This window comes from Burkholderia sp. Bp9012, assembly GCF_003853825.1.
Taxonomy (GTDB): Bacteria; Pseudomonadota; Gammaproteobacteria; order Burkholderiales; family Burkholderiaceae; genus Burkholderia; species Burkholderia diffusa.
In genome coordinates, this window is record NZ_QTQA01000009.1 from 222,886 (window position 1) to 243,604 (window position 20,719).

At 63.6% G+C, this 20,719-nt stretch carries 20 protein-coding genes; 10 read left to right on the forward strand and 10 right to left on the reverse strand.

Annotation, left to right across the window (positions count from 1 at the left end; all coding sequences use genetic code 11):
* Positions 1-3: 3 nt before the first annotated feature.
* Positions 4-1,908: a chorismate-binding protein gene (locus DIE11_RS14860; protein WP_124624960.1), complete on the forward strand. Its 1,905-nt coding sequence runs from the start codon at positions 4-6 to the stop codon at positions 1,906-1,908.
* Positions 1,909-2,044: 136 nt separating this feature from the next.
* Here the strand turns inward: DIE11_RS14860 and panB are convergent, their stop codons facing one another.
* From panB to hda, 6 genes are read right to left on the reverse strand one after another with little or no spacing between them, the layout of a single operon-like run.
* Positions 2,045-2,860: a 3-methyl-2-oxobutanoate hydroxymethyltransferase gene (gene panB, locus DIE11_RS14865; RefSeq protein ID WP_124624963.1), complete on the reverse strand. Its 816-nt coding sequence runs from the start codon at positions 2,858-2,860 to the stop codon at positions 2,045-2,047.
* A 45-nt stretch (positions 2,861-2,905) separates the two neighbouring features.
* Positions 2,906-3,592 (reverse strand): deoxynucleoside kinase, encoded by a 687-nt coding sequence (locus DIE11_RS14870; protein WP_124624966.1) that lies wholly within the window; start codon positions 3,590-3,592, stop codon positions 2,906-2,908.
* Positions 3,589-4,131, reverse strand: a complete 543-nt coding sequence (gene folK / locus DIE11_RS14875) for a 2-amino-4-hydroxy-6-hydroxymethyldihydropteridine diphosphokinase (RefSeq protein WP_059465460.1) — start codon at positions 4,129-4,131, stop codon at positions 3,589-3,591. The genes DIE11_RS14870 and folK overlap by 4 nt, the downstream gene beginning before the upstream one ends.
* Positions 4,132-4,166: 35 nt before the next feature.
* Complete coding sequence (pcnB, locus tag DIE11_RS14880; RefSeq protein ID WP_124624970.1) at positions 4,167-5,705, reverse strand: polynucleotide adenylyltransferase PcnB; 1,539 nt, start codon at positions 5,703-5,705, stop codon at positions 4,167-4,169.
* A 5-nt stretch (positions 5,706-5,710) separates the two neighbouring features.
* Entirely contained in the window at positions 5,711-6,388 is a 678-nt protein-coding gene (locus DIE11_RS14885) for an HAD family phosphatase (protein WP_124624973.1), read from the reverse strand.
* Between the two features lie 11 nt (positions 6,389-6,399).
* Positions 6,400-7,134, reverse strand: a complete 735-nt coding sequence (hda, locus tag DIE11_RS14890; protein ID WP_059608306.1) for a DnaA regulatory inactivator Hda — start codon at positions 7,132-7,134, stop codon at positions 6,400-6,402.
* A 247-nt stretch (positions 7,135-7,381) separates the two neighbouring features.
* Here hda and purM point away from each other — a divergent pair, with 247 nt between their 5' ends.
* Together purM and DIE11_RS14900 are read left to right on the forward strand one after the other, a co-directional pair.
* On the forward strand, positions 7,382-8,437 hold the full coding sequence (purM, locus tag DIE11_RS14895; protein ID WP_059608307.1) for a phosphoribosylformylglycinamidine cyclo-ligase: 1,056 nt from the start codon (positions 7,382-7,384) through the stop codon (positions 8,435-8,437).
* Positions 8,438-8,544: 107 nt separating this feature from the next.
* Positions 8,545-8,940 carry an SgcJ/EcaC family oxidoreductase gene (locus DIE11_RS14900; RefSeq protein ID WP_124624976.1) on the forward strand — a complete coding sequence of 132 codons (396 nt, stop codon included), beginning with the start codon at positions 8,545-8,547 and terminating at the stop codon, positions 8,938-8,940.
* A gap of 55 nt (positions 8,941-8,995) precedes the next feature.
* On the opposite strand, the gene miaA is transcribed toward DIE11_RS14900, so the two are convergent.
* Both miaA and mutL read right to left on the reverse strand, forming a co-directional pair.
* A complete protein-coding gene (miaA, locus tag DIE11_RS14905; RefSeq protein ID WP_124624979.1) occupies positions 8,996-9,973 on the reverse strand; it encodes a tRNA (adenosine(37)-N6)-dimethylallyltransferase MiaA in 978 nt (325 codons plus the stop codon).
* A complete protein-coding gene (gene mutL, locus DIE11_RS14910; RefSeq protein ID WP_124624982.1) occupies positions 9,970-11,958 on the reverse strand; it encodes a DNA mismatch repair endonuclease MutL in 1,989 nt (662 codons plus the stop codon). The genes miaA and mutL overlap by 4 nt, the downstream gene beginning before the upstream one ends.
* A gap of 171 nt (positions 11,959-12,129) precedes the next feature.
* Between mutL and DIE11_RS14915 the strand changes: the two genes are divergently transcribed.
* Positions 12,130-12,813, forward strand: coding sequence for a DedA family protein (locus DIE11_RS14915; RefSeq protein WP_124624985.1), 684 nt, complete (start codon positions 12,130-12,132; stop codon positions 12,811-12,813).
* A 166-nt stretch (positions 12,814-12,979) separates the two neighbouring features.
* On the opposite strand, the gene DIE11_RS14920 is transcribed toward DIE11_RS14915, so the two are convergent.
* Both DIE11_RS14920 and DIE11_RS14925 read right to left on the reverse strand, forming a co-directional pair.
* The gene (locus tag DIE11_RS14920) at positions 12,980-13,792 is read right to left on the reverse strand and encodes a mechanosensitive ion channel family protein (protein ID WP_124624988.1); all 813 of its coding nucleotides are present in this window, start codon (positions 13,790-13,792) and stop codon (positions 12,980-12,982) included.
* A gap of 189 nt (positions 13,793-13,981) precedes the next feature.
* Positions 13,982-14,251, reverse strand: coding sequence for a hypothetical protein (locus DIE11_RS14925; RefSeq protein WP_124624990.1), 270 nt, complete (start codon positions 14,249-14,251; stop codon positions 13,982-13,984).
* A gap of 255 nt (positions 14,252-14,506) precedes the next feature.
* Between DIE11_RS14925 and DIE11_RS14930 the strand changes: the two genes are divergently transcribed.
* From DIE11_RS14930 to wecC, 6 genes are read left to right on the forward strand one after another with little or no spacing between them, the layout of a single operon-like run.
* Complete coding sequence (locus DIE11_RS14930; RefSeq protein WP_124624992.1) at positions 14,507-15,673, forward strand: polysaccharide biosynthesis/export family protein; 1,167 nt, start codon at positions 14,507-14,509, stop codon at positions 15,671-15,673.
* A 6-nt stretch (positions 15,674-15,679) separates the two neighbouring features.
* Positions 15,680-16,495 carry an ABC transporter permease gene (locus DIE11_RS14935; protein WP_124624995.1) on the forward strand — a complete coding sequence of 272 codons (816 nt, stop codon included), beginning with the start codon at positions 15,680-15,682 and terminating at the stop codon, positions 16,493-16,495.
* A complete protein-coding gene (locus DIE11_RS14940; protein WP_124624998.1) occupies positions 16,492-17,154 on the forward strand; it encodes an ABC transporter ATP-binding protein in 663 nt (220 codons plus the stop codon). The genes DIE11_RS14935 and DIE11_RS14940 overlap by 4 nt, the downstream gene beginning before the upstream one ends.
* Positions 17,151-18,323 (forward strand): chain-length determining protein, encoded by a 1,173-nt coding sequence (locus DIE11_RS14945; protein ID WP_260437111.1) that lies wholly within the window; start codon positions 17,151-17,153, stop codon positions 18,321-18,323. Before DIE11_RS14940 ends, DIE11_RS14945 begins: the two co-directional genes overlap by 4 nt.
* Before the next feature lie 15 nt (positions 18,324-18,338).
* The gene (gene wecB / locus DIE11_RS14950) at positions 18,339-19,457 is read left to right on the forward strand and encodes a non-hydrolyzing UDP-N-acetylglucosamine 2-epimerase (protein ID WP_124625001.1); all 1,119 of its coding nucleotides are present in this window, start codon (positions 18,339-18,341) and stop codon (positions 19,455-19,457) included.
* A complete protein-coding gene (wecC, locus tag DIE11_RS14955; RefSeq protein WP_124625004.1) occupies positions 19,451-20,719 on the forward strand; it encodes a UDP-N-acetyl-D-mannosamine dehydrogenase in 1,269 nt (422 codons plus the stop codon). Before wecB ends, wecC begins: the two co-directional genes overlap by 7 nt.

Below are 20,719 nucleotides of genomic sequence, written 5' to 3' on the forward strand. Positions count from 1 at the left end.
GGCATGACTGAAGGCAACGAGAGCGCGTCGTTCGCGCTCTTGGACGATTGCGACTCGACCGCGTCCACGCGGTCGAGTCGTTTGTATTCCGGTTTCGTGCGCGAACGCGTGTGTACGGATCCGGCACGGCTCGACGAGCTCGATGCGGCGGTGGCGCAGGATCTGCGCGACGGGCTGCATGCGGTCGTCGTCGGCGATTACGAATTCGGACGCAATCTTGAAAGAGCGCAGCCGGGCCATGCCCCGCTGCGCTTTTTGCTGTATGCGCGCTGCGAGCGCCTGTCGCGCGACGAAGTCGATGCGTGGCTCGCGCAGCGGGACGGCGGCGGCCCGCCGTCGATCGCGGGCGTCGCGCATGTCGCGAAGAGCGTGTCGCGCGACGCGTTCGACGCGGCGATCGCCGCAGTGCACGACGCGCTGCGCGCGGGCGATTCGTACCAGATCAACTACACGTATCGGCTGAATTTCGACATGTTCGGCACGCCGCTCGCGCTGTACCGGCGGCTGCGCGCACGTCAGCCCGTGCGTTATGGCGCGCTGATCGCGCTGCCCGACAGTGCGTGGGTCGTGTCGTGCTCGCCGGAGCTGTTCGTCGAGAAGCACGGCGACATGCTGCGCGCGCGACCGATGAAAGGCACCGCGCCGCGCTCGGCCGATCCGCGCGACGACGCGGCGGCCGCCGCGTTCCTCGCGAACGATCCGAAGAACCGCGCGGAAAACGTGATGATCGTCGACCTGCTGCGCAACGACGTGTCGCGGGTCGCGCGCACGGGCACGGTCAGGGTGCCGGCGCTGTTCTCGGTCGAGCCGTACGCGTCGGTATGGCAGATGACGTCGACGGTCGAGGCCGGCTGGCGCGACGGCACCACGTTCGCGCAGATGCTGCGTGCGCTGTTTCCATGCGGATCGATCACCGGTGCGCCGAAGCACAAGACGATGGAACTGATCGACGCGATCGAGTCGACGCCGCGCGGGCTCTATACGGGCGCGATCGGCTGGCTCGACGCGCCGCAGGAAGGTGCATCGGCAGGCGATGCGACCGGCTGCGGCGATTTCTGCCTGTCGGTCGCAATCCGGACGCTGACGCTCGAGGCGGTCGATGTCGATGCTGCCGCAACGATCGACACGCGTGACGCGGCAGCGGCCGCTGGCGGCCGGCGACGCGGCACGATGGGGGTCGGCGCGGGCATCGTGCTCGACAGCGTCGCCGCCGACGAATATGCGGAGTGCGAATTGAAAGCGCGATTCCTGACCGACGCCGATCCCGGCTTCCAGTTGTTCGAAACCACCGCCGCGACGCGTGCAGACGGCATCCGGCATCTCGAGCGCCATCTCGCGAGGCTGCGGCGCAGCGCGGATGCATTCGGCTTCCGCCTCGACGCCGATGCGTTGCGCCGCGAGATCGACGCGCGCTGCGCGGCGCTCGACGGCGACGGCCCGTACCGGATGAAGCTCGCGCTCGCGAAGGACGGCACGATCGACATCATGGCCGCGACGATGAAACCGCTACCCGCTGGGCCGGTCGGCATGATGCTAGCGTCCGCGCACGGGTTCGCACCGACCCGCACGGACGACGCGCTGCTGCTGCACAAGACGACGCGCCGTGCCGAATACGATCGCGCATGGCAGGCGGCGGAGGCGCTTGGTGGCTTCGACATGCTGTTTGTCAACGAGCGCGGCGAGGTGACGGAAGGCGGGCGCTCGAACCTGTTCGTGAAGCTCGACGGCCAGTGGGTGACCCCGCCGCTGTCGAGCGGTGTGCTGCCGGGCGTGATGCGCGGCGTGCTGCTCGACGATCGCACATTCGGCGCCCAGGAGCGCATCGTCACGCTCGACGATCTGGCGCGCGCCGAGGCGCTGCTGCTGACCAATGCACTGCGCGGCGCGCTCGATGCGGTATTGAAATGACGCGATGAACGACTGGGCCGCGTGCCCGACGAACCGATACCGCTGATCTTCGGCAACACCGCATCCAAGGAAAAAGCGCGGCGCCCCGCAAAGGGTGCCGCGCTTTTTTTCGTATCGAACGGGCGCCGGCCGCGCGTCAGAACGAGTGTTCCGGGCCCGGGAACGAGCCGTCCTTCACCGCGCTCACGTACGCCTCGACGGCCGCCTGGATGTTCGGCTGGCCCTGCATGAAATCCTTCACGAAACGCGGGCGCTTGCCGGGGAAAATGCCGAGCATGTCGTGCAGCACCAGCACCTGGCCCGAGCATTCGAGGCCCGCGCCGATGCCGATCGTCGGGATTTTCAGCATGTGCGTGACTTCGGACGCGACGAGCGTCGGCACCGCTTCGAGCACCACGAGCTGCGCGCCCGCGTCCTCGATCGCGCGCGCATCGCGCAGCAGCTGCGCGGCGCCAGCTTCCGTGCGGCCTTGCACCTTGAAGCCGCCGAACGCATGCACCGACTGCGGCGTGAGGCCGAGGTGCGCGCACACCGGCACCGAGCGTTCAACGAGGAAGCGGACCGTGTCGGCGAGCCATTCACCGCCTTCGAGCTTGACCATCTGCGCGCCGGCGCGCATCAGCGTGACCGCGTTCGCGAACGCCTCGGCCGGTGTGCCGTACGTGCCGAACGGCAGATCGGCGACGACGAGCGCGCGCGGCTGCGCACGCGCGACGCATGCGGTGTGGTACGCGATGTCGTCGATCGACACGGGGAGCGTGGTGGCGTGACCCTGCAGCACGTTGCCGAGCGAGTCGCCGATCAGCAGCACGTCGGTGCCGGCGCGATCGAGCAGCGCGGAAAAGCTCGCGTCGTAGCAGGTGAGCATCGCGATCTTCTCGCCGGCCTCGCGCATTGCCTGCAGCTTGGGCACAGTGACGGCAGGCCGGCTCGATTCCTGGAGATAGGTCATGGGGAAATCCGGTTCGATGGGGGAGGAACGACAGGCGAGGACGCGTCAGCGCGTCGTTTCGCCCTTGACGAAGAATTCCTTGCGGCCGCGCATCGTGTCGATGCGCTCGATCAGCAGCGCGAGGTCTTCGGGGGAGTCTTGCGGGTTCAGGTGTTCGGCTGCGACCGTGAGTACCGGCGTTCGGTCGTAGTGATAGAAGAATTCGTTGTACGCATCGACGAGCGAGCGCAGGTACGCGTCGCTGATCTGCAGCTCCATTGGCAGCCCGCGCTTCTGGATGCGCGAGAACAGCACCTCGGGGCTCGTCTGCAGATAGACGACGAGATCGGGCGCGGGGGCTTGCGGGACGTCGAGGTGCGTCGCGATCGACCGGTACAACTGCCATTCGTCTTCCGGCAGGTTCAGCCGCGCGAAGATGTCGTTCTTCTGCGGCATGAAATCGGCGACGACGGGCCGGCCCGTATCGAGCGCGCCGATCAGTTCGCGCGCCTGCTGCGCGCGCTGCAGCGCGAACGACAACTGCGCGGGCAGCGCGTAGCGCGCGGTGTCGCGATAGAAGCGTTCGAGGAACGGGTTGTCCTGCGGGCGCTCGAGCAGCGTCTGCATCGACCAGCGCTCGGCGAAGAGGCGCGCGAGCGTCGTCTTGCCGACGCCGATCGGCCCTTCGATCACCAGATAGCGATGCGGGGCGCGCAGGTCGGGCGCGGTGACGGTCAGCGGAGTGATGTTCATCGGCAGCGGTTCTTGTCGGCGTCAGCGCCGGCGGCAAGGGCCTTCTGCATCAGGCATTGACAGGTCTGCACCTTCTCGACGCGCTGATCCGCGACAGAGGCGAGGTACGCATCGGCGCGGCCGCGCGCGGGGATGTCGAGCGCCGGCTCGATCTCGACGAGCGGCACGAGCGCGAATGCGCGATCGGTGAGGCGCGGATGCGGGACGATCAGGTCGGGTTCGTCGATCGAATCGGAGCCGAACAGCAGGATGTCGAGGTCGAGCGTGCGCGGCGCGTTGCGATACGGGCGCTCGCGCCCGAAGTGATGTTCGATCTTCTGGCAGAGCGCGAGCAGCTCACGGGCCGACAGCGTCGTGTCGAGCTTGACGACGCAGTTGTAGTAATCGTCGCCGCCCGCTTCGAAGGGCGCCGTGCGATACAGGCTCGATTTGCCGAGGATCGAGATGGTGCGCTGCTGCGCGAGGCACACCACCGCGTCCTTCAGGGTCTGGCGCGCATCGCCGAGATTCGCCCCCAGTCCGATATATGCAACCGTCATGGCATCACTTCCTACGTCGTTCGCCGGCGCGCGCGTCAGTCGTCGGAACCGCCCGCGGTGTCCGGCGCCTGCTCGGCGGCGCCTTCGCCCGGATTGCGGTTTCGCGCACCGCCGCGGCGGCGCCGCTTGCGGGGCGATTTTTCCTTCGAGCCGCCCTGCGTGAGGAGTGCCTCGCGCGCGGCCGCGTCGCCTTCGATGAAATCCGTCCACCACTGTCCGACTTCCGCATCGAGCTCGCCGGATTCGCAGCGTAACAGGAGGAAATCATACCCCGCTCTAAACCTTTGGTGTTCCAGCAGCCGCATCGCGCTGCGGCCCGAGCGTTTTTCGAGGCGCAACTGCAGGCCCCAGATCTCGCGCATGTCGGCCGAGTAGCGCTTGTGGATCGCGAGTTTCTCGGTCTGCATGTCGATGACGTCGTCCATCGCGCGATGGAGCGCCGGCACCGGGAATTCGCCTTCCGCCGTGTATTGCTCGAAGCGCTGGCGCATGTCGTGCCACAGCAGCGTCGCGAACAGGAAGCCCGGCGATACCGTCTTGCCGGCGCGCACGCGCGCGTCGGTGTTGTTCAGCGCGAGCGTGATGAACTTCTCGCCCTGCGGTTGTTCGAGCACGACGTCGAGGAGCGGCAGCAGCCCGTGGTGCAGGCCCTCCTTGCGCAGCCGCTGCAGGCACGCGAGCGCGTGGCCCGACAGCAGCAGCTTCAGCATTTCGTCGAACAGGCGCGCGGCCGGCACGTTGTTGATCAGGTCGGCGAGCGCCTTGATCGGCTCGCGCGTATGCGGCTCGATCTCGAAGCCGAGTTTCGCCGCGAAACGCACGACGCGCAGCATCCGCACCGGATCCTCGCGGAAGCGCGTGGCCGGGTCGCCGATCATCCGCAGCAGGCGGGCGCGCATGTCGGCCATCCCGTCGTGGTAGTCGAGCACCGTCTGCGTCGACGGGTCGTAGTACATCGCGTTGATCGTGAAGTCGCGGCGCGCGGCGTCTTCGTGCTGTTCGCCCCACACGTTGTCGCGCAGCACGCGGCCGCTGGCGTCGACCGCGTGCGTGCGGCGATCGAGTTCGTCGCGCTTCAGGCGCTTCGGCGGCTCGGCCGACGCGGCAGCCTCGGGCGGCGCATCGACCAGTGCGCGGAACGTCGACACCTCGATCAGTTCCTGGCCGAACTGCACGTGGACGATCTGGAAGCGGCGGCCGATCAGGCGCGCGCGGCGGAACAGGCGCTGGACTTCGGTCGGCGTCGCGTCGGTCGCGACGTCGAAGTCCTTCGGCGCGATGCCGAGCAGCAGGTCGCGCACCGCGCCGCCGACGATGAATGCGCGAAAGCCCGCCTGCTGCAGCGTGTCGGTCACGCGGACGGCATTGCGCGAGATCAGTGACGGATCGATCTGGTGCACGCTGGCCGGCACGACGGTCGGTTCGTGATTGCTGCGCGGCTTCCTGGCGGCGCCGCCGCGGCTACCCTTCGCGGGGCGCTGGGCAAGGGCCGTGTCGGCGGCGGGCGCCTCGGCGGGTGACGTTTGTTCGGCGCCGTCCTGGCCGAGCAGCTTGCGAATGAATTTTTTGATCACGACGTTCAGAAGAGATCGAGGATGCGCCAGCCGCGCGCGCTTGCATGCGCACGCAACGTGTCGTCGGGGTTGGTCGCGATCGGGTCGGTGACTTTCTCGAGCAACGGGATGTCGTTGTGCGAGTCGCTGTAGAAGTAGCTGTGTTCGAAGTCGTCCCAGTGCTTGCCGAGCGATGCGAGCCATGCTTCGGTGCGCACGATCTTGCCTTCGCGATAGCTCGGCGTGCCGGTCGGCCGGCCCGTGTACGGCGAATCGGGATGCCCGTCGGTCGTTTCGACCTCGCACGCGATCAGCGTGTCGACGCCGAACGCGGTCGCGATCGGACGCGTGATGAATTCGTTGGTGGCCGTCACGACGCAGCACAGGTCGCCGGCATCGAGGTGCTTGCGCACGAGTTCGAGCGCGGCGGGCGTCATCGCGGGGCGGATCACCTCGTGCATGTACTGCTCGTGCCATTCGGCGAGCTGCGCGCGCGAATACTTCGCGAGCGGCGTGAGCATCGCGCACAGGTACGCATGGATGTCGAGCTTGCCGGCCTTGTAGTCGGCGAAGAACTGATCGTTCTGACGCGAGAAGCTTTCCGCGTCGACGATGCCGAGCTTCACCATGAAGCGGCCCCATTCGTGGTCGCTATCGGTCGGGATCAGCGTGTGATCGAGGTCAAAGAGTGCCAGATTAGTCATGGATGCGCATTTTACTCGAAGCGGTTCGGGCCTGTGCCCGGCGGTGCGATGTCATCGCCGGGGCGGGCCAGCATCCGGCGCAGCAGCGGCAGCGTGACGGCGCGCTTCTGCTCGAGCGAGAAGCGGTCGAGCGCGTCGAGCAGCGCCATCAGGCTCGGCATGTCGCGGCGGAAATGGGTCAGCAGGTAGGCGGCGATGTCGTCGGTGAGCGCGATCCCGCGCTCTTTCGCCGCGAGCTTCAGCACGGCGATCTTGCCGGCATCGGACGGCGGCGACAGGTGAAACACGAGCCCCCAGCCGAGGCGCGTGCGCAGATCCTCGCGCACGTCGAGCGCGAGCGGCGCCGCCGGGCCTGCCGCGACGAACGCGCTCGACGGGTGCGCGCGGACCTCGTTGAACAGGTTGAACAGCGCGACCTGCTGCGTGTCGCTCATCCGGTCGCAGTCGTCGATCGCGTAGATGCCGATGCGCGCGTCGAACGTGAACGCGCCGAGCGGGCTTTGCGGCGTCAGGTAGCGCGCGTTGCCGTACGACGCGTCGCTCACGAGCGCCTGCAGCAGATGGGTGCGGCCGCTGCCGGGCTCGCCCCAGATATAGAACGACCGGTCCGGCACGGGCCCCGCCGCGAGCGCGAGGTCGAGCTTCTGGAGCCGCGAGATGAGCTCGTCGTTCTCCTCATTCATGATGAAGTTGTCGAACGTGGCGGGCGGCGGCGTGCCGAGATCGAGCGTCAGTTGACGGGACACAACAGTCACAATGCGGGTCGGTTGATGAAACGCGCGCCGTACGCCGGGCACGCGCGGGGGGCTGCTCCGGTGCCTGCACACGCGGCCGCACGCACGGCGGCGCGCGGGTTTCGGCGCGGCTCGCGTAGCGATGAAAACGGGGACGTGTCGAGCAAGATGCAATCCCTGACGATTCGGTGCTGGGAATTCCGGCCAACGGGCCGGCTTCGGGTAAAATCGCATTTTACCGACCTTCTCGCATTCCCCCATGAATCCTCCGAAATCCGCTCCCGACGCTCAGGGTCTGTCCTACCGCGACGCAGGCGTCGACATCGACGCAGGCGACGCGCTCATCGACAAGATCAAGCCTTTTGCGAAGAAAACCCTGCGCGACGGCGTGCTCGGCGGCATCGGCGGGTTCGGCGCGCTGTTCGAAGTGCCGAAGAAGTACAAGGAGCCCGTGCTCGTGTCGGGCACCGACGGCGTGGGCACCAAGCTCAAGCTGGCCTTTCATCTGAACAAACACGACACCGTCGGCCAGGATCTGGTGGCGATGAGCGTGAACGACATCCTCGTGCAGGGTGCCGAGCCGCTGTTCTTCCTCGACTACTTCGCGTGCGGCAAGCTCGACGTCGACACGGCCGCAACGGTCGTCAAGGGCATCGCGCACGGCTGCGAACTGTCGGGCTGCGCGCTGATCGGCGGCGAGACGGCCGAAATGCCGGGCATGTACCCGGACGGCGAATACGACCTGGCCGGTTTCGCGGTCGGCGCGGTCGAGAAGAGCAAGATCATCGACGGCAGCACGATCGCCGAGGGCGACGTGGTGCTCGGCCTTGCTTCGAGCGGCATCCACTCTAACGGCTTCTCGCTCGTGCGCAAGATCATCGAGCGCGCGAACCCCGACCTGTCGGCCGATTTCCACGGCCGCTCGCTGGCCGACACGCTGATGGCACCCACGCGCATCTACGTGAAGCCGCTGCTCGCGCTGATGCAGAAGCTGCCGGTGAAGGGCATGGCCCACATCACCGGTGGCGGCCTCGTCGAGAACATTCCGCGCGTGCTGCGCGATGGCCTGACGGCCGAGCTCGACCAGAACGCGTGGCCGCTCCCGCCGCTGTTCAAGTGGCTGCAGGAGCACGGCGGCGTCGCCGACGCCGAAATGCACCGCGTGTTCAACTGCGGGATCGGGATGGCCGTGATCGTCGCGGCGGCCGATGCCGACGCGGCCATCGCCGACCTGACGGCCGCCGGCGAACAGGTGTGGAAGATCGGCACCGTGCGTGCGAGCCGCGAAGGCGAGGCGCAGACGGTCGTGGTCTGACGCACCGCACGCAAGATGCAGCAAGTAAAGCCGCCCGGAGTCGATCCGGGCGGCTTTTTTTCTGGCGTGGCCCGGCGTATCGGCGGGCCGCCGAAGGAGCAACGACGATGACCGAAGACGAACGCGCGATTCGCGATCTGGTGGAAACCTGGTTCGTGTCGAGCCGGCGCGGCGATCTGGCCACCGTGCTCGACCTGATCGCCGACGACGCGATTTTCATGGTGGCCGGCAAGCCGCCGTTCGACAAGGCGGCGTTCGCGGCCGCATCGCGCGACGCAAATGCGGCGGCTGGCAATGGGCCGAAAGTCGATGGCCGTTACCGGATCGACGAACTTCGCGTGATGGGCGACTGGGCGTACATGCGTAATTTCATCGAGATCGATGTGACGCCGCCGGGTGGTGATGCCGTGCGCCGCTCCGGCCATACGCTGACGATCTTCCGCAAGTCGGATGGCCGATGGCAGCTCGCGCGGGACGCGAATCTCGTCATGCTCGCGCACTGAGCGGGGCAGGGGCATCACGCGTGTGCAGCGGGCGACGCGCGCCGATCCGGCCCCGTTAGTGATCCTCGATACGGCCGTCCAGCACGCGTTCGAGCGCGTCAACCGCCCGGTCGGTCGAATCCGGCGCGATGCAGTCGACGACGATCCGCTCGGGCATCGCGCGCAGCCACGTGATCTGTCGTTTGCACAGCTGGCGCGTCGCGAAGATGCCTTTGTCGCGCATGGTCCGGTAGTCGGTGTCGCCGTCGAGGAACTCCCATGCCTGCCGGTAGCCGACGCAGCGCATCGACGGCAGGCCGAGATGCAGATCCTCGCGGCGGCGCAGCCGTTCGACTTCGTCGATGAAGCCTGCGTCGAGCATCGCGTCGAAGCGTTGCGCGATGCGCGCGTGCAGCACCGCACGGTCCGACGGCTCGAGCGCCACCGGCACGAAGCGGTACGCGGCGGCCGCATCGTCCGCTCGCCGCGGCGCGGCAAGCAGCGCCGACATCGGCTGCCCGCTCAGCAGGAACACTTCGAGCGCGCGCTGGATCCGCTGCGAATCGTTCGGGGCGAGCCGCGCGGCCGTCGCGGGGTCGACCTGCGCGAGCCGCGCATGGAGTGCCGGCCAGCCGTCGCGCGCGGCGTCGGCATCGAGCTCCGCGCGCACGGCCGGATCGGCCGTCGGCAGGTCGTTGAGGCCCTGCGTCAGCGCCTTGTAGTACAGCATCGTGCCGCCCGCGAGCAGCGGCGTGCGGCCGCGCGCGACGATCTCGCCGATCACGCGCAGTGCGTCCGCGCGGAATTCGGCCGCCGAATAGGCGTCGGCCGGGTCGATGATGTCGATCAGGTGGTGCGGCACGCTCGCGCGCTCGTCGCGCGTCGGTTTCGCGGTGCCGATATCCATGTCGCGGTAGACGAGCGCCGAATCGACGCTGACGATCTCGATCGGACGGCGCGCGGCGAGCGCCAGCGCCGCGGCCGTCTTGCCCGAAGCAGTGGGGCCGAGCAGGCAGGCGATCGTCGTTGGACGAGACTGCGGTGAAGCGCTCATTGGCCGCGCATGAAGAGACGGTCGAGATCGTTCAGCGTGAGCTGATACCACGTCGGCCGGCCGTGATTGCACTGGTCCGCGCGTTCGGTCGCCTCCATCTGGCGCAGCAGCGCGTTCATCTCGTCGAGCGTCAGGCGCCGGTTCGCGCGCACCGCGTGGTGACACGCGAGCGTGCCGAGCAGCTCGTGCTGGCGCTCGGTGAGCACGCGTGAACCGCCGAACGCATGCAGGTCGGCGAGCACCGCGCGCGCGAGCGACTGCAAATCAGCGTCCTTCAGCAGCGCGGGCACCGCGCGGACCGCGAGCGTCGTCGGCGACAGCACCGCGAGGTCGAAGCCGAGCGATTCGAGCGTGTCGCGTTCTTCCTCGACCGTGCCGATCTCGACCGGCGTCGCCGTCATCGATATCGGCAGCAGCAGTGACTGCACCGCGACCGTGCGGTCGGCGAGCGCGTTCTTGAACTGTTCGTAGAGGATCCGTTCGTGCGCCGCGTGCATGTCGACGATCACGAGGCCGTGCGCATTCTGCGCGAGCACGTAGATTCCGTGAATCTGGCCGAGTGCGAAGCCGAGCGGCTGCTCGCCGTGTACGGTGGCGGCAAGCGGTGACGCGGCGAAGCCCGGCAGCGGCGCGGCTGGCGCATTGGCCGCATCCGCCGAATCGCGCGCGATGATCGTCGTGCCGTCCGGCGTGCCCGCACTCGTGTCCTTGCGGCCGAACAGCGCGTCGTAGAGCGCGAGCGGTTGCGCGACCGGCAATGTGCCCTGCGTCATGCGAGCCTGGCGCATCCACGTGTTGCCCGACGACGATGACGGCGACGAGAAGCCGCTGCCGCCCGTGCCGGTGGCCGCGCCCTGGCCGAGTGGCGTATTCAGGAACGACGCGGGGCCGCTCGGCGCCGGAGAGAGTTGCGCGGCATGGCCGCCCGCGGTGGTTTCCGGCGACGCGCCCGCGTGGCGCGCGAGTGCGCGCTGCACCGCGTGGAACACGTACTGGTGGATCGAACGCGAATCGCGGAAGCGCACCTCGATCTTCGATGGGTGCACGTTCACGTCGACCGCTTCCGGCGGCAGGTCGAGGAACAGCACGTACGACGGGTAGCGGTCGCCGTGGAGGACGTCCTCGTACGCCGCGCGCACCGCATGCGTGAGCAGCTTGTCGCGCACGAAGCGGCCGTTGACGAAGAAGTATTGCTGGTCGGCGCGGCCGCGGCTCGCGGTCGGCAGGCCCGCGCAGCCGTAGACGGCGAGCGGCCCGGCCTGCTCGTCGAGCGGCAGGTGCGCGGTGGCGAAGCCGTCGCCGAGAATCTTCGCGACACGCTGCGCGGGCTCGGTCGCGTTCCAGTGCTCGACGGCCTTGCCATTGTGCAGCACCGAGATCGCGACGTCCGGCCGCGCGAGCGCCGCGCGGCGGATCATTTCGAGGCAGTGGCCGAATTCGGTCTGCTCGCTTTTCAGGAACTTGCGGCGCGCGGGCGTGTTGAAGTACAGCTCGCGCACCTCGATCGTCGTGCCGACCGCGCCGGCGGCCGGCGACAGCGCGCCCGTGGTCGCGTCGATCTTCGTCGCATGTGCGACGTCGGCCGTGCGGCTCGTGATCGACATCTCGGCGACCGATGCGATCGACGCGAGGGCTTCGCCGCGAAAACCCAGCGTCGCGACCGCCTCCAGCTCCTCGAGCGAGCGGATCTTGCTCGTCGCGTGACGCATCAGCGCGAGCGGCAGTTCGGCGGGCGGGATTCCGCAGCCGTCGTCGGTGATCGAGATGCGCTTGACGCCGCCTTCCTCAAGCACGATGCGCAGCGTCGTCGCACCGGCGTCCATCGCGTTCTCGAGCAATTCCTTGACGACCGACGCCGGGCGTTCGACGACCTCGCCGGCAGCGATCTGGCTGATCAACTGGTCGGGCAGGGGCTGGATCGCGCGCAGCGGGCGCGGAGCAGGGGCGGGCGCGGCGCCCGCGGCCGTTTCGGTGATTTCGGACATGGCCGAATTATAGCGAGGCGGCGGTGGCGTGCCGGGGCGGTGCCGGTTACGTTTTTTCACGGAGCCTTAAGGTAGTTTCGGTATGATGGCTCCGTTCCGCGTGCCGCCTTGTCCGGCGGGCACTTCCGCTTTTTCGGCCGTTCCGGCCCTTTCGCCTTCGAGGAATCGCATTTGGATACGCTGCTTCATTTCGTCAACCTGGTCCTGCATATCGACGCGTTCCTCGGCGACTTCATCCGGCAGTACGGTGCGTGGGTGTATCTGGTGCTGTTCCTGATCGTGTTCTGCGAGACCGGGCTCGTCGTGCTGCCGTTCCTGCCGGGCGATTCGCTGCTGTTCATCGGCGGCGCGTTCGCGGCGACGGGCGACATGAACGTTGGTGCGCTGATCGTGCTGCTGCTGGTCGCGGCGATTGCCGGCAATACCGTGAACTACCTGATCGGCCGCTGGATCGGGCCGAAGGTGTTCAATACGCATATTCCGGTGCTCGAGCGCTTCCTCGATCGCGCGGCGCTGCAGAAGACCCACACGTTCTACGACAAGCACGGCGGCAAGACGATCGTGCTCGCGCGCTTCATCCCGGTCGTGCGCACGTTCGCGCCGTTCGTCGCCGGCGCGTCGTCGATGAGCGTCGCGCGCTTCCAGCTGTTCAACGTGATCGGCGCGCTGGTCTGGGTGCTGCTGCTGGTGCTGCTCGGCTACTTCTTCGGCAATATTCCGTTCATCCGCCAGTATCTGAACGTGATCGTGCTGGCGGGGATCGGTGCGGCGATCGTGCCGGTTGCGCTGGGCGCGCTGTGGAAGCTGGTGCGCGGGCGGCGATCGGACGGAGCGCCGAAGGCTGGCGGTCACTGAGCCGCACGTGTTCGCTTCGGCGCAATAAAAAAGCGTGGCGGCTGCCACGCTTTTTTTTCGTCCGTGCGGCCCGACCGATTGCCGATTTGCGGTATCGGCCGATCCGGCTGCTCGACGCCGGCTGCTTCAGTCAGAATCCCGCGGACCGACGGGCGACACCGATGCGTCAGGTCGTGCGATGCAAGATCGGCGTTTCGGGCGTCGGGTATTGCGCGTCGCGGAACGTCTCGAGGATCACGCGATTGGTATCGCAGTACACCTGCCAGTAGTTCTCCGGCTGCGTCGACGGACGCACGAACAGCAGCGGGCCTTCCGGCGTGAACTGCAGCACGCCCACGTCCGGCGCCGGATCGGGCAGCACGTTCGGGATCTGCTGGATCCGTGACTTCAGGCGGTTGATTGCATCGACCGCGTCCACGCTGTTCGCAATCTTGGCGGTCAGGTCGACGCGGCGATGCGGCGTCGCGCTGTAGTTCGCGATGTTGTCCGAGAAGATCTTGTTGTTGCCGACGATCGTCACGATGTTGTCGGCGGTGATGATCGTCGTGCCGAACAGACCGAGTTCCTTCACCGTGCCGGTGACGCCGCCCGCGCTGATCACGTCGCCGATCTTGAACGGACGCAGCACCTGCATGAACACGCCGGCGGCGAAGTGGGCGAGCAGGCCGCCCCAGGCGGTGCCGATCGCGAGGCCGAGGCCGGCGAGCAGCGCGGCGAACGACGTGGTCTGCACGCCGAAGATCTGCAGGATCGCGAGGATCAGCAGGATCGTCAACAGCACGCCGACCACGGAGGTCAGGTAGTCGGTGAGCGTCGGGTCGACCTTGCCGCTGCGGCGCACGACCTTGCCGAGCAGGCGCGTGGCGATGCGGATCGCCCAGCGACCGACGAACCACAACACGATCGCGGCGAGGAGATTGAGGCCAAAGTCGAGGCCGCGGGTCATCAGGAATTGCTGGGCGGATTCCAGGTTCAGCATCAGGGCTCCAAGGCGGGTTTAAAGAATGGCGTGCGGCCGATATTCGTCGCACGGTTATAACCGACCTGTGAGACCGAGACAACCACCGCGCTTGCTTGGACGCCAGTATCGAGCACGTTTCAATCGGTGCGACGCATGCCGTTTGCGGCGACACGAGCATTGTTAAATCCGGAGTGCAATCCGAGTCGATTACCGCTTATTACCACGGGATCGCGGATGCGGACTGATCCTGTAGTTTTCGGACTGAATTCGGACGCGTCCGACTTCCGTGCGATAATGCCGGCGTTTGGGAGACCTCGCGCGGAAAATTGCGAGAACCTGAGTGGACAGTGCGATTGCTTGAGAAGGATCGATCACCCCGATAACAGGCGCAGAGAGCCGGCTGGCAAGGCCGGCGCGTTTTTCAGGCGCGCCGTTGTTTTGGTTATTTCCCGTGGTTTTCTGAAGTTCGTTCGCCATCGAGCCTGTATCCGTGGCGGAAATTGACATGCAGTCATCATTTCTTCTGCTGTCACAGAGAGGGGATTTGTTGCTTTTTCGGTCGCCAATGGCCGAAAGAATGCAAATTTAAGTGAAGAATTTTTGAGAGGTCGATGGCCTGATCGAGCTAATCGACTGACGAAAGAGCGACCGGGTGTTCGGGGGATGCGTTGATTGAGCGCCCGGGAAATGACGCTTGCAAATCAATAGTAAAAAGTCTTGGCCTCAAGATCCATGAAAAAGAGTTTATTGGCAATTTCCGTTCTTGCCGCCTTGGCGCTTTCGGGGTGTGGGACATTCCCGGACTGGATTCCCGCGTCCGGCGCGTCTCGCCAGAAAGTGCAGGAAGTGCCCGAGACGGGCGGGCGGATCGAAGGTATTCAACTGGTGGACGTCAACGATACGTTGGCGAGGAAACTTGCCGACAGCAAGAAGCTCGGCCAATTCGCGGACATCTTTCAGAGTGAGGTTACCAACAATTATCTGATCGGCCCGGGCGACGTCATCGAAGTGACGATCTGGGAGGCACCGCCGGCGATGCTGTTCAGTACGCTGGCGCCCGCGCAGCCGATGACGACGAGCACGTCCAATAGCGTCACGCTGCCCAACCAGATGGTGGCTTCGGATGGCACGATCACCATTCCGTTCGCGGGGCGGATCCTGGTCAAAGGGCGCACGACAGCGCAGATCGAGGCGAGCATCGTCAGCCATCTCAAGGGCAAGGCGAATCTGCCGCAGGTGCTCGTCAGCGTCACCAAGAACAATGCGTCGAACATCACGGTCGTAGGCGAAGTCAACACGAGCGCGCTGATGCCGCTGACCCCGAAGGGCGAGCGTCTGCTCGATGCGCTGGCATTTGCCGGCGGCGTGAAGCAGTCGGTCAACCGCATGGCCGTGCAGCTCTCGCGAGGCAGTGTCACCGCGACGATGCCGCTCGATTCGGTCATTCGCGATCCGCACCAGAACGTCGTGCTCAAGCCGGGCGATGTCGTGACGGCGCTCTTCCAGTCGCAGAGCTTCTCGGTGTTGGGCGCAACGGGCAAGAACGATGAGATTCCGTTCGAAGCACAAGGCATTTCGCTGGCCCAGGCGCTCGCACGTTCGGGCGGGCTCAACGACAGCCGTGCGGATGCGCGCGGCGTGTTCGTGTTCCGGTTCGAAGACGCGAAGCTGGTCGATGCGAAGGACAAGACGGTCAGGGCCATCAATGGCACCGTGCCCGTGGTCTACGAGATCAACCTGCGGGATCCCGCCGCATTCTTCGTGACGCAGAACTTCCCGATTCAGAATCGCGACGTGATTTACGTCTCGAACTCGCCCGAGGTTGAATTCAAGAAGTTCCTTACGCTCGTCGTGATGGTGGCCAGCCCGGCGGCGACGCTCAATCGGGAACTGGAGTAAGGCGCCATGTCGGGAAAGGTGCGTACTCCGTTCGAGGTCACGGTCTCCGTCTGGAGAGCCATGTTCCTGCGCGAGGCACTGGATCGGTTGTTCGAGGCGCGTGCGGCGTGGTTGTGGTTGTTGATCGAGCCCGTGTTCTATATCGCGATCCACGCATTTGGATATATCACATTCCACATTCACCAGATTGGTGGAATCGAGATAACCATGTGGATCATCGCGGGATTCATCGGATTCCTGCTCTGGCGGCGTACTTGGGTCCAGGTATTGCATGGAATCGACTGCAACAAGGCCTTCTTCGTCTACCGGCAGGTCAAGCCATTCGATGCGGCGTTCATGCGGGCCGTTCTCGAGTTATTTTTGATGATTCCGGTTTCAATCATCATCTTTTTCATCGCTATCGCTGCGGGCCGAATGATCACGCCGGGTATGCTTAACCCGGTTTTTCTGCCGGTAGATCCGTTGCTGATGATGGCCAGCATTTTTGGACTGTGGTTGTTTGCGCTAGGCTTTGGTCTGATTACTTCGGTTGCGATGAAATTCGTTCCGGAACTCGATCACGTTTTCAAAATACTTTTTCTGCCGTTGTTTTACATCTCCGGGGCGATGTTTCCGATTGCACTGGTGCCAACGCCTTATCGTGAAATATTGCTGATAAATCCGGTTGTCCATGGCGTTGAATTGCTGCGGCTCGGATTTTTGCCCTCATATCACACACTGCCCGAAGTGAGTCTTGCCTATCTATATGAAGGCGGGATCGTATTTTTGCTTGCGGGTCTGATGCTCTATCGGCGATTTGCAAAAAAGCTGGTGATGAAATGATCATTATCGAAGATGTTCATAAGCGATATCTGACAGAGCACGGGGCTGGCAAATGGGTATTGCAGGGTATCAGCATGACGATCCCACCAAAACGGAATATTGCTCTGATCGGTGTGAACGGTGCAGGAAAGTCGACGCTGCTGCGTATTATTGGGAACGTTGATTACCCGACCAAAGGACGGGTCGAACGGCGTTGTCGCGTGTCCTGGCCGGTAGGTGGAGGGGGGTTGGAAGGGACGCTGACCGGGCGTCAGAATGCGAAATTCGTTTGCAGGGTGTACGGCCGTGAAGAAGAGTTGAAGGATCGACTCGCGTTTATTCAGGACTTCACCGAACTGGGTGATTCATTCGATGAGCCCGTGCAGACGTATTCGTCTGGGATGCGATCGCGTCTCCAGTTTGCACTGTCGATTGCTTTCGAGTTTGATGTATATATTTCAGACGAGGTGACGGCTGCAGGCGATGCTAGATTTAGAAAAAAGGCTGCTGATGCTTTCAAGAGTAGAGTTGATCGGGCAAGCGTGATCATGGTGTCTCATGACGAAGGCACGCTAAAACAGTTTTGCCAGTCCGGTATCTGGATCAATGGTGGTAAGGCATATTGGTTCGATGAACTTGATGAAGCATTGAGGGCTTATAAGGAAGCTATCTTGGTATGAAGGAACTAACAGTGAGCAGAGGTGGGCGCATTGGTGCCAAGCTGGCTGCAGCGTATGGAAAAGGGAAGTCGACGCTTTTTTCGATGGGGGCATTTCGACTGATTATCAAGGTGATCTTGATTTATGCGGTGCTTGCCACCGCGTATTGGCTGTTCATCGCTTCCGATCGATTTGTGTCGGATGCCAATGTGATCATCCGATCCACCGATCAGATCAGCAGCCCAAGTATCGACGTATCAACGCTCGTTTCCGGTGCTGGTGGTCCCAATCGCGGCGATCAACTGCTGTTGCGCGAATATCTTCTGTCGGAAGATGTTCTTGAGAAGCTGGATGCCGCTTTGGACTTGCGCTCTCATTTCAGCGATGGGCATCGAGATCTCATTTCGCGGATGTGGTTCAAGAATGCACCGATGGAGTGGTTCTATCGCTACTGGCTGTCACGTATCGATGTCGAGTACGACGACTACAGCGGCGTACTGCGTATCCAGGCACAAGCCTATGATTCGAAAACTGCGCAGGAAATCGTCAATTTCATGGTTCACGAAGGTGAAGCACACATGAATAAGATTGATCATGAGTTGGCTTCGTCGCAGGTGCGCTTCCTCGAGCGGCAAGTGAAGCTTGCGCATGGCGGTCTTCTAGATGCGACGCATACGCTGATCGATTTTCAGAACCGCAAGGGGTTAATGGCGCCACAGGCAACGGCCGAGAGCCAGAATGCGCTGATCGACAAGCTCGAAGCGCAGAAGGTTGACGTGCAGACGCAAATTGCTTCGTTACCTCCGACGTTGAGTCCGGATCAGCCCACCGTGGTGATGCTTCGGAACAACCTCAACGCGCTTCAAAAGCAGATCGCCCAGAAGCGGGCTGAACTGGCGTCACCGTCGAAAGGAACGCTCAACTACACCGTAGACGAGTTTCAGCGCTTGCAGATGCAGGTGAGCTTTGCACAGGACATGTACAAAACCGCGCTTTCGGCCCTTGAGAAAGGGCGGATGGACGCAGCCCGCACGCTCAAGATGGTTTCAATCCTGCAAGCACCGACCCGACCGAGCTATCCATTGCAGCCGAAGCGACTCTATAACGCATTTCTGACTCTGCTGCTTGCTGCCTCATTGATTGGTGTTTTGAAATTGCTGGAAAGCATCATTCGTGATCACGTAGATTGAATTTCGGGGGATTCAATGAGGGCCTTGATTATCCTTGGAACCCGGCCAGAAGCGATAAAAATGGCACCACTGGTCGGTGTACTGAGGAACGAACCTGGGATCGAGACGAAAGTCTGCGTTACGGCACAACATCGTCAGATGCTTGACTCGATGCTCGATTTTTTCGGCATTTGTCCCGATTACGATCTTGACGTCATGGCACCGGATCAAACGCTGACCGGAATGACGAGCAGAGCGCTGGTTGGCCTCGACGTCGTATTGAGCGAGGCTCGGCCGGATCTGGTTTTGGTGCAGGGCGACACGTCGACCACGCTTGCCGCGGCTCTGTCCGCACACTATCGACAGATCGAAGTCGGACACGTCGAGGCTGGTCTGCGGACCGGTGACATGCTGGCTCCTTGGCCGGAGGAGGCAAATCGCAGGCTGACGAGCGTTCTGGCCAAATACCATTTCGCGCCGACATCCAGCGCTCGTGACAATCTGCTGCGGGAAGGCATTGCTGAATCGAATATCCACATAACCGGCAACACTGTTATCGATGCCCTCCTGAACACTGCAGCAAAGATGCGTGACGGCACGGCACAGCGCAGCGAGCTTGATTCGCGTTTCTGCTTTCTCGATCCAAAGAAGCGTTTGATTCTTGTCACCGGACATCGCAGAGAGAATTTGGACGGTGGCCTCGACTCCGTGTGTCACGCGTTGCGAGAAATTGCCCGGCGTGGCGATGTGGAAATCGTCTTTCCGGTCCATCTCAATCCTCGGGTGAGACAGTGTGTATATCGCCTTCTCGGCGACGTTCCGGGCGTGTATCTGATGGAGCCGCAGGACTATCTGCCCTTCGTCTACCTGATGGACAGAGCCGCGCTGCTGATTACGGATTCGGGTGGAATTCAGGAGGAGGCACCGGCCTTGGGCAAGCCGGTGCTTGTGACACGTGAGACCACGGAGCGTCCGGAAGCGGTGGCTGCCGGCACGGTGCGGATTGTCGGTACTAGCCAAGCAGCGATCGTCGCTGAGGCGAGCAGACTTCTCGACGATCCGATCGGATATGCCGCCATGGCCCGGGCGGCCAACCCTTATGGTGATGGCAATGCTGCCCACCGCATCCGCGATATTTTGGTGAACGCATGTTGAATACGGTTTCGATAATTGGCCTCGGTTACATAGGCCTGCCGACCGCTACGTTGTTTGCGTCGCGAAAGATGCGGGTTATTGGCGTCGATGTGTCTTCGCATGTCGTCGATACCATTAATCGGGGGAATATCCATATTGTCGAACCAGAACTCGATATTCTGGTTCGCGCCGCGGTGGGTGCCGGCTATCTACGCGCGACGACACGCGTCGAGCCTGCCGATGCGTTCATCATTGCCGTGCCGACGCCGCTGACGGCAGACCGAAGGCCGGATTTGAGCTACATCGAGGCTGCTGCCAACTCGATTGCGCCTGTGCTGGCCAAGGGAAACTTGGTCATTCTCGAATCGACGTCGTCGGTCGGTGCGACCGAATTGCTGGCCAACTGGTTGGCGGAAATCCGCCCGGACCTCACGTTTCCGCAGCAGACTGGGGACGCATCCGATATTCGCATCGCTCACTGTCCCGAGCGCGTTCTACCTGGCCGCATCGTGCATGAGTTGGTCGTGAACGACCGTGTGATCGGCGGCATGACCGCGAGTTGTTCCAGGGCGGCGATTGCGCTTTACAGCTTGGTGGTACAAGGCGACTGCATTGTCACGGATGTTCGCACTGCAGAAATGTGCAAGCTTGCTGAAAACAGTTTCCGTGACGTCAATATCGCCTTTGCGAATGAACTGTCGATGATTTGCGACAAGCAAGGTATCGACGTTTGGGAACTGATCAAGCTAGCCAACCGACACCCCCGCGTCAATATCCTGCAGCCGGGGTGCGGCGTGGGGGGGCACTGCATTGCGGTCGATCCATGGTTCATCGTGGACGGCGCACCGCAGGACGCGAAGCTCATTCGGGCTGCACGCAGTGTCAACGACGCGAAGCCGGACTGGGTGATTCGCAAGGTCGGTGAGGCTGTCGAAGCGCTGGCCCGTTCGGGTGTCCCCGCCGAGGAAATTAGTGTTGCTTGCCTCGGCATTACGTACAAGGCGGATATTGACGACTTGCGCGAAAGCCCGGCCCTTGAAGTTGCGCAGGCGCTCGCGAATTGCCACCACGGAAAAATCGCGATCGTGGAACCGAACCTTCAAAGGTTGCCCGATGAGCTGGCGGCGGAAAGAGTGACATTGTCCACACTGGATGAAGCGGTTGCGGAGGCTCACGTCCTCGTCCTGCTTGTCGATCATGCGGAGTTCAAAAACTTGAAGCCCGAGCTTGGCGGCAGGCAAGTGCTGGTCGACACGCGTGGTATCTGGAAAGACGCAAAATAA

Excerpts from the sequence above, each read along its gene's own strand:
- DIE11_RS14860 (WP_124624960.1), top strand. The coding sequence starts at position 4 with ATGACTGAAGGCAACGAGAGCGCGTCGTTCGCGCTCTTGGACGATTGC.
- panB (WP_124624963.1), bottom strand. The coding sequence starts at position 2,860 with ATGACCTATCTCCAGGAATCGAGCCGGCCTGCCGTCACTGTGCCCAAG.
- DIE11_RS14870 (WP_124624966.1), bottom strand. The coding sequence starts at position 3,592 with ATGAACATCACTCCGCTGACCGTCACCGCGCCCGACCTGCGCGCCCCG.
- folK (WP_059465460.1), bottom strand. The coding sequence starts at position 4,131 with ATGACGGTTGCATATATCGGACTGGGGGCGAATCTCGGCGATGCGCGC.
- DIE11_RS14885 (WP_124624973.1), bottom strand. The coding sequence starts at position 6,388 with ATGACTAATCTGGCACTCTTTGACCTCGATCACACGCTGATCCCGACC.
- purM (WP_059608307.1), top strand. The coding sequence starts at position 7,382 with ATGAATCCTCCGAAATCCGCTCCCGACGCTCAGGGTCTGTCCTACCGC.
- DIE11_RS14900 (WP_124624976.1), top strand. The coding sequence starts at position 8,545 with ATGACCGAAGACGAACGCGCGATTCGCGATCTGGTGGAAACCTGGTTC.
- miaA (WP_124624979.1), bottom strand. The coding sequence starts at position 9,973 with ATGAGCGCTTCACCGCAGTCTCGTCCAACGACGATCGCCTGCCTGCTC.
- mutL (WP_124624982.1), bottom strand. The coding sequence starts at position 11,958 with ATGTCCGAAATCACCGAAACGGCCGCGGGCGCCGCGCCCGCCCCTGCT.
- DIE11_RS14920 (WP_124624988.1), bottom strand. The coding sequence starts at position 13,792 with ATGCTGAACCTGGAATCCGCCCAGCAATTCCTGATGACCCGCGGCCTC.
- DIE11_RS14925 (WP_124624990.1), bottom strand. The coding sequence starts at position 14,251 with ATGGCGAACGAACTTCAGAAAACCACGGGAAATAACCAAAACAACGGC.
- DIE11_RS14930 (WP_124624992.1), top strand. The coding sequence starts at position 14,507 with ATGAAAAAGAGTTTATTGGCAATTTCCGTTCTTGCCGCCTTGGCGCTT.
- DIE11_RS14935 (WP_124624995.1), top strand. The coding sequence starts at position 15,680 with ATGTCGGGAAAGGTGCGTACTCCGTTCGAGGTCACGGTCTCCGTCTGG.
- DIE11_RS14940 (WP_124624998.1), top strand. The coding sequence starts at position 16,492 with ATGATCATTATCGAAGATGTTCATAAGCGATATCTGACAGAGCACGGG.
- DIE11_RS14945 (WP_260437111.1), top strand. The coding sequence starts at position 17,151 with ATGAAGGAACTAACAGTGAGCAGAGGTGGGCGCATTGGTGCCAAGCTG.
- wecB (WP_124625001.1), top strand. The coding sequence starts at position 18,339 with ATGAGGGCCTTGATTATCCTTGGAACCCGGCCAGAAGCGATAAAAATG.
- wecC (WP_124625004.1), top strand. The coding sequence starts at position 19,451 with ATGTTGAATACGGTTTCGATAATTGGCCTCGGTTACATAGGCCTGCCG.